This window comes from Nitriliruptor sp. (assembly GCF_040882075.1).
In the GTDB taxonomy this organism is placed as follows: Bacteria; Actinomycetota; Nitriliruptoria; order Nitriliruptorales; family Nitriliruptoraceae; genus Nitriliruptor.
This window is the reverse complement of record NZ_JBBEBZ010000212.1, coordinates 1-10927: the sequence shown is the minus strand read 5'-3', so window position 1 is coordinate 10927 and position 10927 is coordinate 1. Positions and strand designations below refer to the sequence as shown.

Genomic DNA, 10927 nt, shown 5'->3' with positions numbered 1-10927 from the left:
CGCGGATGCAGTCTGATGACGGCAAGTGGTGGGCGTTCGCCGGGCGACGGCTCGGTCAGCGACGCGGATGCAGTCTGATGACGGCAAGTGGTGGGCGTTCGCCGGGCGACGGCTCGGGCACCGACGCGGATGCAGTCTGGTGACGGCAAGTGGGATGGGCGGCGGGCGTCAGGCGCGGAGGACCCAGCGGGTCGCATCGAGGCGGCGGCCAGCCACCAGCGCGCCCCAGGCCGCCACGCCGCCGGCGGTCAACGCGGCTGCGGTCGGCAGGTCCGGCGCTGCGGTCGTCGGCACGAACGCCAGGACGAGCGTGCCGGTGACCACGATCGGCAGCGCGGTCCGGCCGACGCTCGCGAGGCCAGGGGCGGCGCCACGGCCGGCGGCGAGGTGGCCGGCGGCCAACGCCAGCGCCCCGCATCCGGCCGCGGTCAGCGCCACGGGGAGGTCGAGCAGGACCGGGACGGGTGGGACCAGCTGCCCGACGATGATCGTGCCGATGAGGCACCACGCGCCCACGGTCCCGAGGGCGGCCGCCGTGGCGGGCCCGGGTGGACGTCGGTGCGCCCAGATCCCGAACGCCGCCCCGGCGAGGACCAGAGCGACCGCGGGCGCCAGGCTCAACAGCGGCACTCCCCCGCCCGGCAGCCCGAGCGTTCCCTCCAGCCACCACGCTTCCGCCGGGTCGGCGCGTCGCAGCCCACGGCCGAAGGGATCGCCAGCGACCAGCGCGGCGGGCGCCACCGCGAGGAGGCCAGCGAGCGGGACGACGAGGACCGCGCGCCAGCGGAGCACCAGGCTCGCGATCGCTCCGGCGCCGGCCAACCGCAGCAGCTCATCGATGGCCAGCGCGCCGGGGTCGCCGCCCGCTCGAGCGACCGCGATGCCGGCTCCGAACACCAGCAGGACGCCGGCGCGTCGCCACCGTCGCGCCGGTGGCCAGCGTCGGCCGGTGTCGTGCCGCCACCCGATCCCGGCGCCGGCCACGACCAGGAACGTGCCCGGCAGGAGGTCGGCCGCGCCGATCCCGAGCCACGTCGTCGGCCCGAGCGCCGCAGGTGCCAGCAGGGCACCGACGCCGATGACCACCGCCGCCAGCACGACGATCCCGCGCGCCGTATCGAGCCCGTCCCACCTCGCCGGCTTCCTCGGCCGCCGGCCGCGTGGCTGCGCGCCACCTCGGGCCTCGTCGGTCCGGGTGCGGGTGCGGGAGGCGGGCGTGGCAGGCATCCACCCGACCGTAGCGACGGGTCGCCGCCCGCCTCGGCAGGTGCGCCCGGGTCGGCCGCGTGGAGGCTCGTGGGCCCGCGCCCTAGCCTGCGCGTCTCCGCCCCGGACCGTGGCGGATCGACGAGCAGCGAGGCAGAGACGTGGTCGAGGCCTGGACCGACGAACCGACACCGTCGGCGACGGTGGTGCTCGTCCGCGACGTCGACCCTGGCGAGGGCGAGGGCGAGGGCGAGCGCGCGAGCGGCGACGGTCTCGAGGTGCTCCTGCTCGAACGCGTGCTGAAGAGCGACTTCGCCGGCGGGGCGTTCGTCTTCCCGGGCGGCAAGGTCGACGACGCCGACGGTGACCTCCCGCCGGATCGGTGGCGTGGCCCCGACCCCGAACTGGACGCCGAGGAGCTGGGCTTCGAGGACCCGGCGATGGCGCTCGCCACACGTGCCGCGGCGGTACGCGAGACCTTCGAGGAGGCCGGGGTGCTCCTCGCGACGCGCTCGGACGGGTCGCCGTTGACCGGACGGGACCTGCGCTCGGCATCGTTCCAGGAGGCCCGTGCCGCGCTCAACGCCCACGGCCCCGTCGCCGACTTCCACGCCTGGCTCGACGAGGAGGACCTCGTCCTCGACCTCGCCGCGCTCGGGTTCTGGTCGTGGTGGGTGACCCCCGAGGGGCAGCACCGCCGCTACGACACCCGTTTCTTCATCGCCCGGGTCCCGGACGCGCAGCGTGACGTCGCCGCCCACGACGAGGTCGAGACCTCGAGCGCCCGGTGGCTGCCCCCCGCTGCGGCCCTCCGTGCTTCCGAGGACGGCGAGGTCGTGATCATCTACCCGACCCGCTGCAACCTGCGCGAGTTGGCGGTCTACCCGACGGCGGCGGCCGCGGTCGACGCCGCGCTCGCGGGTGCGTGCGACACCGAACGCACCCAGCCGGCCGCCGTGATGGTCGACGGCCGGGTGATGGTCCAGCACCCCCGCCGCGGCGAGCCCGAGCCGATCTGACGTCCGCGTCGAGCGGTCACCGGACGTTGCCGTGCGGCGTCCGGGGACCCCCTTCCATCGGCCACCGTCCGTCCCGTACCTTCGGATCACTTCCAGGACGGAGCGGGAGCCGTCGGGAGCGGGAGAGTGCGAGCGGCGGTCCGGATCCGGGCCGCCGCTCCACCCGTTCCAGGGCCGGAGCCGTTAGCGTCCGCCGCGTGGACCTGCCCCCCGCTCCCGTCGACCCGCGCACGTCGTGGGACCTGCCGGCGTTCGGGCAGATGCCGGTCACCGAGGTGCTGTCGGACACCGTGACGCGGGTCCTCGCGCCCAACCCGTCGCCGATGACCCTCGACGGCACGAACACCTACGTGGTGGGCCACCCGGGTCGGGCAGCGATCGTGGTCGACCCCGGTCCGGACGACGCCGACCACCTCGATCGGGTCGTGGCCACCGCGGCCGATCGCGACGTCGAGGTGGCCGCGATCGTCGTCACCCACCACCACGTCGATCACACCGAGGCAGCGGCCGCGCTCGGCGCTCGGCTCGGCTGTCCGGTGCACGCGCCGCTCCAGGCGGACACGGCGCACGCGGGTCGGGTGCTCGCCGACGGGGACGTGGTGGACGTGCCCGGGTTCGAGGTCCGGGTGGTGGCCACCCCCGGGCACTGCGCGGACCACGTCGCGTTCCGGCTCGGCGACGGGGCCCTGCTGACCGGCGACCACGTGCTCGGTCGAGGCACGTCGGTGGTGGCGCACCCGGACGGGGACCTCGTGGCCTACCTCGATTCGTTGCGGCGCGCCCTGGCGATCGGCGCGCACGTCCTCCACCCCGGGCACGGGCCGACGCTTTCGGAGGACCCGCAGGCGGTGCTCCACTTCTACGCCGACCACCGCGAGTTCCGGCTGAAGCAGATCCTGGCCGCGATCGACGCCGGCGCCGCCACCCCCGCCGAGCTGGTCGCGACGATCTACGCCGAGGTCGACCGTCGGCTCTGGGGGGCAGCGGAGGCATCGACGCGCGCCGCGCTCGACCACCTCGCCGCCTCCGGCCAACTCCGCACCGACCGAGATGGCCGGGTCCAGCGGACGGGCTGACGCCGGCTGTGGCCGGTCGGCCGCTCAAGTCATCACTCCGGGTGGTCGAAGCCTCGAGGTGGCTGTTCGGCGCGTTCACGTCACCCGCGTGCTTCGATCGTCGACACGACCACCGGAGGCGGACCGACCGTGGCGGAGTTCCTCGACAGCTTCGACGTCGAACGCAGCGCGCTGCTGACGGCGCTCGCGCACATCGAGGAGGTCTGGTCCCGGTTCCAGGAGCGCCGAGCCCTCGAGGTCGAGGGCGCCGAGGACTCCGACTCGCTGATCGCTTCCGAGCTCGCGATGGTGCGCAAGGACCTCGCGGCGACCGAGTTCACGGTCGGGATCTTCGGTCTCATCAAGCGCGGCAAGTCGACGCTGCTGAACGCACTGATCGGCCGCGAGGTCTCCTCGATGCACGTGACGCCGGAGACGGCGGTTCCGGTGTACGTCTCGTACGGGGACGCCCCGCAGGCGACCGTGCACTTCGCCGACGGCACGGTCAAGCACGTCGCGGTCGAGGACGTCAGCGAGTTCACCTCGCAGAAGGCCAACCCGAACAACCAGCTCGGCATCACCTTCGTCGAGCAGCAGGTCCCGGTCGGGTTCCTCCGCAACGGCACGCGCCTGATCGACACGCCGGGGCTCGACGACGCCGAGGCCGACGAGGTCTACACCGAGCGGACCCTCCAGGAGCTCGACGTCGTCGACGCCGGGGTGGTGCTGTTCCTCTCGCCCCCGACCGTCGGTGCGACCGAGCTGCGCTTCCTCGAGGAGGTCGTGGCGCGCGACCTCAAGAAGACGTTCCTGGTCTGCAACATGTACCCGCAGCACTTCCACGACCCCGAGACCCGCGACGCGGTGCTGCAGTACGTCGGAGAGCGCATCGTCGAGGCATCCCGGAAGGCACACCGCGCCGGCGAGGTGCGCGTCTACCCGGTCTGCGCGCTCGAGGCCTGGGAGGCCCGGCAGGCCGACGACATCGACAAGTGGAAGCGGTCCGGCGCCGACCGGCTGCTGCGTGATCTCGAGAACGAGCTGTCGAAGGGTGCCGGCAAGCTCGTCCTGCACGACGCTGCCGACCGCATCGAACGCGCCGCTGAGATGGCGAAGGCCGAGGTGCGGGTCCGCCAGCAGCTGCTCGACGACCCCGACCAGCTCGAGGGCTTCCGCCGCCAGCTGGACGCCAACATCTTCGACCTCGAGCGCCGCTTCGACGGTGCGGTGTCGCTGGCGTTGACGGACGTCGCACCGCTGAAGATGCGGATCCGCGGCCTGGTCCTGCAACCGTTCACGCGCGCGAAGAAGGACCTGAGCACGCTGGAATCCGCCGACGAACTCGAGGCGTTCGCGTCCCGGTTCCGGCGCCAGCTCGAGGTCGCGGGCGAGCTCGCCTCCCGTCAGTTCTCGGAGGGTCTCGAGCACATCGTCGGGGGGCTCCAGCTCCAGCTCGAGGAACGGTTCGAGGCGGTGATGACCGACCTGGCGCCGAACCTGCCGCAGGTCCGGTTGTCGTCGAACGCGCTGATCACCACGCCCGACCAGGTGCAGGCCATGCAGCGGGCGCGGGCCCGGACCCGCAGCGTGTCACGGACCTCGGCGTTCATCGGTGGCTTGGCCGGCGGCGGGTCCGCTCTCGTGGCGGCGGGCAGCGTGGTCCTCGGACCCATCGGCCTGCTCGGGGGCGCGCTCGTCGGGTGGAAGCTGTCGAGCATCGTGGCCGGGCAGCGGAACCTGGTGAAGGCGCGCGGCGCCGTGGTCGAACGGCTCGACGAGATCGCCGGTGAGCTGCTGCGGGACGTCGACCGCCAGGTCGACGGCGCGGTCGAGTCGGTGCGATCCGCGGTGGAACGCCGACGCCGGATGTTCGCTGAGGACCTCTACCAGCAGTTCGAGGTGGTCGAGCGGATCAGCGCCGACCCCTCGCAGCTCGAGCTGTACCGGCGCGACGCCGAACGGTTCGTCGAGGCGTTCGACGGCTGCGTCGCCCGCGCTCGCCGCGTGGTCGGCGACATGGATCTGCGGCTCCCCGAACTCGCCCGATAGACGCGGCTGACCGCCTGAGCCGTACGTCGGTCACCGGTCCTCGGATGGTTCGAGAGCCGAGAAGTGCGGAGCGAGTCGTCGCGCGAGGTTCTTCAGGGCGCTGCGACCGACCTCGGCGGGGGTGACGATCAACGCGTGTGCTGGGTCGGCCCAGAAGCCTTGGTCGACCGGATCCTCCACGACACCTCCGGGTGCCTCAGCGTCGACCACGCCGGCGTTCGCGAACCACACTTCATCGAAGGTCCTCGCTCCGATCAGGTCGGCGGCTCGCCGCCCGAGTGCCTTGACGGTCCCTTCGAGGTAGACCGAGACGCCAGCCAGATCATCGCTCGTCGCCACGAGAGGAAAGGTCAAGGCGGCGCTGCTGAGCCGAAGGCCTCCGGCGCCGTCCGGCACGACTTGGGTCGGATGGACGAGCCGCAACAGAGTTTCGTCATCAGCGACCTGCTGTGCGCCGTCGCGGTGCATCAGGAGGCGCGCTCCTCCCCCTGCCTGAGTGATGTCACGAGGTCATCCACGACCTCCCAGAGCGCGTCCGATGAGACCTGGATGCCTCGACGTTCGTCCGCCACCGCGGCGTCGCAGGCCCGGCCAGCCGCATCGAACTCCACCTCGACATCGAGGCCGGGCAGGTGCCACTCGAGCTGCAACCCGCCGAGAGCTGTCGGAACGACGGAAGGGCGGGGGCTGGAGAGCGGCAGGCGTCGTCGGATGAACTCCAGGATGCCCACGATGGCGTTGTCGGTGACCGCCTCGGAACCGGGACCTGCCCATCCAGGCCGCAACTGGAGGATCTGGCCGATGACCTGACCGAACTCGGGGTCGAGCCAGACGAAGCCAGGGTCATCGGCACGGACAGACACGTTCGACGGCGTCACGTGAACGCTCATGAGGTGGTCAGGTGCGCTGGACGAGGATGCCCGTCCAGCCGGTGCGTCGGCGAAGGCGAGCTTGGTCATCGCTTCCGATCCCATCTCTCGTGGAGGGCAGGCGTCGTGAGTGCGGTGAAGTGCGTCACGATCAGGCGTCGACCCGTGGCCACCGCGTCGGGGAGCGAGGCGAACTCGGGAGATTCGAGTGCCGCCCGGAACGTCAGTTCGATCTGCTGCACCCCCACGTCTCGTTGACGGCAGTGAACGTAGAGGGCTGCGTTGCGCTCGCCATCTACTTCGTACCGCAGTTCGATCTTCGGCTCTGGGGTTCGGACGTCCTCAGCGAAGCGGGCCGGTACCGGAGGGTCGACGCCCCGGAGCACGTCCCACAAGCTCGGAGCTTCGATCACGTTGACGTAGGTCAGTTCGAGCTGGAAGGGCTCGATGGAACCGATGTCCTCCGTGGAGACCCATCCCGCGAACTCGGTGAACCGCTCGGCGAAGCTGGACCACAGGTCTTCCAGATGAGGGTAGGACGTCCCATCGCCACGCCAGTTGTGAACGAAGCGGTCGTTCTGTAGCTGGACCAGGCGTTCATCGTCCTCGCTGATGAACCACGACCGGCGGAGGGGCGGTGGTCCGACCTGCAACTGGAACAGCGGTTGTCCCCGCGCCTCTGCCTCGAGGTACGGCTCGATCGGGGGTAGATCGCGTACACGCGGATAGCGGTCACGGATGAGTTCCCAGTAGCGGCCGACGTGAGCCTGGGCCAGTCCCGGAAGGGGGTGGAACAGCACGGCGATCGCGACCTCGCGCAGTGGGGGGCTACCGAACTCCGGTAGACCCGCGGGACGCTCGGGAAGCGAGGGCAGTTGCACGGCCACCTTCGACAGTCAGACGGGCTCGACGGACGCAACGAGAAGCGTAGGCGCTACCCCACGGTACGACCCGCAGGTTGCCGCGCGGATGCCTCAGCTGCCTTCCGGGTGCGCTTCACACCGGCGCGCTTCAGCACCGCGGCGGGGACACCGGCCTCGCGCCACGCGGCGTAGGTGATGCCCTTGCGCTCCGAGTACGGGGCGGCGGCGTCGACGAAGCCCTGTTCGAGCGACTCGAGGTCGACGTCGTCCTGCAGGTCGATCAGCTTGGCCTCGAGGTCGAGCCGCTTCTGGATCAGCTCCACCCGCTTCGCGGGGTCCGGTTCACCGTCGATCGAGCTCTGCACGTCGGCGATCTTCGTCTCGACCGTGCCCTTGTCGACCTTGCGGCCGGGCTTGCGGTCGGCCTCGATAGCGGCGAGGTACTCACGCACCGCGCGACCTTGCGCGCGGCCTTCGGCCAGCGCGGCCTTGTGTTCGTCGCTCATCGCGAACCGCTTGTCGGACTGCTTTGCCACGAGATGTGCCTGTTCCCCGGGGGACCCGGTCACGACTATGCCTCCGCGGGATGGTGGCGACTATGGCGTCGCTCCGGAGGATGCGTGTTGCACCGTAGCGTGGCGGCCGGTATCAGCGTCGAGGTGCGCGATGGGACCCGTGTGGGTCCGCGGTATGGGACGGCGTCGAAGGAGCGGCGACGGGAAGGCGTAGCTCCAACACGGCACCATCACCGACGGGGGTATCGACCAACCGCAAGGAACCGTGCATGGCCTGCGCCAACCGGCGTCCGAGGAACAGTCCGACACCCACCCCGCCGGTGCGCATGGTCATCGGATCCTCGAGTCGGTGGAAGCGTTCGAACACCGCCTCGCGCTCCGCCGGGGGGATCCCTGGTCCGTGATCGATGACGCGGACCCGGACGTCGTCACCGTCGGCGTCCACCTCGACCTCGACGGGGGTGTCGGGCTGGGAGTACCGCGTCGCGTTGTCGAGCAGCGCGTCGACGATCTGCGCGGTCCGAGCACCGTCCGCGTGGGCGAGTGGCAGGTCATCGGCGACCACGCAGGTGACGGTGCGCCCGCTGGTCGCGATACGGACACGATCGACCGCCGTCCGGACGAGCGGGCCGACGTCGACCGGTTCCGCGTGCACCAGGTCGGCGACATCGGCGTGTTCGAGCCGGGTGACCAGCAGCAGGTCCTCGACGAGTGCGTGGAGGTGGTCGGCCCGGTCGACGATGCGGGTCAGCGCCTCGGCGCGTTGGTCGTCGTCGAGCTGGTCGCCGCGGCGCAGCAGGACGGACGCGAACCCACGGATCGGTGTCAGGGGGCTGCGGAGCTCGTGCGACACGCGGGCGACGAAGTCGGAGCGCAGCCGCTCGAGCTCACGCTGGCGGGACACGTCGCGGACGACCACGACGGCGCCGGTGCAGCGGCCGCGGTCGTCGAAGGTGAACGCGTGGCTCTCCCGGACGTCGCGGACGGTCCCGTCGGCGTCGGTGAACTTGGCGTCCTGTTCGAGGACCGGGGTGCGCTGCTGGGCCGTCGCGAGCGTCCAGCGGCCCGTGACCGGATCCGCGGCCGCGTGCACGCCGGCGGTCAGCACCTCGTCGATGGGGTGGCCCACGGCGTCGGGGGTGGCGCGTCCGGTGAGGCGCTGCATGGCGGGGTTCCACACCTGGATGCAGCCCGCGCCGTCGAGCAGGACGATGCCGTCCGATGCGCCGTCGACCACCCGGACGAGGCGGCCGTGCTCGGCCTGCTGCTCGGCCAGGAGCGCGGAGGCCCGCAGCGACGCTCGGAGCGCCAGGTGGATGGCGGCGGCTGGTGCCAGCACGAACGGGACCAGTTCGGGGCGCAGTTCCCACAACGTCGCCAGCACGATGCCGACCGACGTCATCCCGAGGTTCGTGGCGACGTGGAGTGCGAGCTGACGCCGCAGGGTCCGCATCCAGCTGGCGTCGGACAGGCGCATCGCCAGCAGGCCTGCGAACGCCAGCGTCGAGGTCAGGCCGTACCCCAGCATCGCCACCGCCACACCCAGCACGGGTCGGCCGGCCACCAGCGGGCCGACGGCCGGGAAGGCCGCGAGGATCGCCCCGGCGACGCTCACCGACAGCACCGTCGAGCCGAGGTTGAAGCCCACCTTCACGGGGGTCCGCAGCGACGCGACGTGGGCGAGGACGACCCCGATCGTTGCCGCGAGCGCTACGTGCACGGGGGACATCAGCAGCAACGCGGCGGTGACCGCCACCTCGATGAGGGTGAACCCACCCGCCTCGCGGTCCCAGCGGAAGACCACCTCGGTGCGTTCGGCGATCGCGATGGCGACGACCAGCACGACCGCCTCGAGCAGGCCCGGCCACCCGGGACTGCTGAGGACCACCGAGACGCCGATGACCCCCGCCGCGAGCGCGACGAGGGTCAGGACGTACCCGGAGGTGTGCTCAGCCACCTCGCTGCTCGATCCCGGCGCGGGGCCGCAGGTGGTGGACCGTCGGTCGACGGGTCACGGGGGATGCGGTGGGCCTGCGAGCATAGAAGGGGGTTGGAAGGGCCTCAGAGCCAGCTGAAACCCTGGATCGTGACGGTCGTGGTGTTGCCGCCCTTGTCCGGACCACGGTCCTTCGGGACGGCGCTGGCGGGCGCGGCAGCGCCGAGCAGCATCGCCGACACGGCGACAGCAGCGACGAGGGCGCGTGTTCGGCGGTGGGTTGCGGGGATCACGGTGCACCTCGATCCGGTCGGTGGGACGGTGCCGGGAGGTGGCCCCCGTCCTCACGCTCAGTATGCGGCAGTGACGGAGCGTTGTGGATGGGCGGGGTGGGTGGTTCTTCGCCCGATGGTCGGTGACCCGATGGGGCTAGTCACCTCGGAGCTCACGGGCCGGCCCGGGCGCCGCCCGGGGTCCGTGGTCCGGTTCGTGCGGCCGGGGAGCCCTCTTGAGCGCCCGCACGTCCGTCCGACGGTGCCGTTCGGTTCGGAGGGCCGGACAGGGGGTGGGTATGGTCCCGTTCCCCCCGGCAACGGCGCCTGGGGCGTCGAGCGCACCCGTGCGCGGGAGGTAGGAACCGTGACCTTCGAGCTGCCGAAGGCCAAGTCCGTCGCTGAGAACCCGACGCAGGCTGAGCTGCGGGAGTGGGCCCTCGAGCTGATGCCGGCCGACCACATCAGCGAGACCGAGTTCGGCAACCTCCATTACAAGGCGCGGATCGTGTCGCGGCTGGGGAAGTCGACCTTCTTCGTCTCCGACGAGCCGAACGCCAAGCCCACCATCTCGCGCGAGGAAGCCGCGGAGTGGGCCCGCAAGCAGGACGAGTACATCGCCGACCAGGACATGATCCTGATCGAGGGCTACATCGGTCCGGACCCCGGGTTCCGCACCGCCTGCCAGCTCTACATCGAGAAGGCCAACGCCAACGTCCCCGGGATGCAGCAGCAGCTGTTCTTCCCGCCCGAGGAGACCGGCTTCAGCCCCGAGTTCACGGTCATCTACACCCCGAACCTGGGCGCGCCGGGCAAGCCCGACGACTGCCTGATCACCATCGACCTCGTCAACTACGTCACCCGCGTCTTCGGTTCCGACTACTTCGGTGAGTCGAAGATGGGTGCCCTCCGGATGTGGAACAAGCTGGTCTACGACCGTGGCGGTCTGGCGATGCACTCGGGCGCCAAGACCTTCCCGGCCGACCAGACCCCGGACGGCGAGGAGCACCTCGCGCTGATCATCGGCCTGTCGGGCACCGGCAAGACCACCACGACCTTCCGCAACGTCATGGGCTCGCTGCCGGTGCAGGACGACTTCATCGCCCTGATGCCGGGCGGCGAGGTGCACACCAGCGAGGCGGG

11 protein-coding genes are annotated in these 10927 nt (G+C 71.4%); 4 read left to right on the top strand and 7 right to left on the bottom strand.

The window, feature by feature from the left end; translation table 11 throughout:
• Positions 1 to 168: 168 nt before the first annotated feature.
• Positions 169 to 1227, bottom strand: a complete 1059-nt coding sequence (locus WEB03_RS15595) for a heparan-alpha-glucosaminide N-acetyltransferase domain-containing protein (protein ID WP_368071842.1) — start codon at positions 1225 to 1227, stop codon at positions 169 to 171.
• Positions 1228 to 1367: 140 nt separating this feature from the next.
• Here WEB03_RS15595 and WEB03_RS15590 point away from each other — a divergent pair, with 140 nt between their 5' ends.
• The 3 genes from WEB03_RS15590 (at position 1368) to WEB03_RS15580 (ending at position 5329) form a co-directional block, all read left to right on the top strand.
• The gene (locus WEB03_RS15590; RefSeq protein ID WP_368071841.1) at positions 1368 to 2225 is read left to right on the top strand and encodes an NUDIX hydrolase; all 858 of its coding nucleotides are present in this window, start codon (positions 1368 to 1370) and stop codon (positions 2223 to 2225) included.
• 197 nt (positions 2226 to 2422) lie between these two features.
• A complete protein-coding gene (locus WEB03_RS15585) occupies positions 2423 to 3301 on the top strand; it encodes an MBL fold metallo-hydrolase (RefSeq protein WP_368071840.1) in 879 nt (292 codons plus the stop codon).
• A gap of 129 nt (positions 3302 to 3430) precedes the next feature.
• Positions 3431 to 5329 carry a dynamin family protein gene (locus WEB03_RS15580; RefSeq protein ID WP_368071839.1) on the top strand — a complete coding sequence of 633 codons (1899 nt, stop codon included), beginning with the start codon at positions 3431 to 3433 and terminating at the stop codon, positions 5327 to 5329.
• Positions 5330 to 5359: 30 nt separating this feature from the next.
• Here WEB03_RS15580 and WEB03_RS15575 read toward each other — a convergent pair whose 3' ends face one another.
• From WEB03_RS15575 to WEB03_RS15550, 6 genes are all read right to left on the bottom strand, one after another.
• Positions 5360 to 5683: a hypothetical protein gene (locus WEB03_RS15575; protein WP_368071838.1), complete on the bottom strand. Its 324-nt coding sequence runs from the start codon at positions 5681 to 5683 to the stop codon at positions 5360 to 5362.
• Positions 5684 to 5796: 113 nt separating this feature from the next.
• Positions 5797 to 6192: a hypothetical protein gene (locus WEB03_RS15570; protein WP_368071837.1), complete on the bottom strand. Its 396-nt coding sequence runs from the start codon at positions 6190 to 6192 to the stop codon at positions 5797 to 5799.
• A 92-nt stretch (positions 6193 to 6284) separates the two neighbouring features.
• Complete coding sequence (locus tag WEB03_RS15565; RefSeq protein ID WP_368071836.1) at positions 6285 to 7079, bottom strand: TIGR04255 family protein; 795 nt, start codon at positions 7077 to 7079, stop codon at positions 6285 to 6287.
• Between the two features lie 53 nt (positions 7080 to 7132).
• Complete coding sequence (locus WEB03_RS15560; RefSeq protein WP_368071835.1) at positions 7133 to 7597, bottom strand: hypothetical protein; 465 nt, start codon at positions 7595 to 7597, stop codon at positions 7133 to 7135.
• 112 nt (positions 7598 to 7709) lie between these two features.
• Complete coding sequence (locus tag WEB03_RS15555; protein ID WP_368071834.1) at positions 7710 to 9533, bottom strand: ATP-binding protein; 1824 nt, start codon at positions 9531 to 9533, stop codon at positions 7710 to 7712.
• Between the two features lie 104 nt (positions 9534 to 9637).
• Positions 9638 to 9805 carry a hypothetical protein gene (locus WEB03_RS15550; protein ID WP_368071833.1) on the bottom strand — a complete coding sequence of 56 codons (168 nt, stop codon included), beginning with the start codon at positions 9803 to 9805 and terminating at the stop codon, positions 9638 to 9640.
• Positions 9806 to 10151: 346 nt separating this feature from the next.
• On the opposite strand from WEB03_RS15550, the gene WEB03_RS15545 reads away from it, so the two are divergent.
• A partial coding sequence (locus WEB03_RS15545) for a phosphoenolpyruvate carboxykinase (ATP) (RefSeq protein WP_368071832.1) occupies positions 10152 to 10927 on the top strand: 776 nt, incomplete at its 3' end.

Bases quoted from the DNA above. Each gene is read 5' to 3' on its own strand.
- WEB03_RS15595 (WP_368071842.1), bottom strand. From the start codon at position 1,227: ATGCCTGCCACGCCCGCCTCCCGCACCCGCACCCGGACCGACGAGGCC.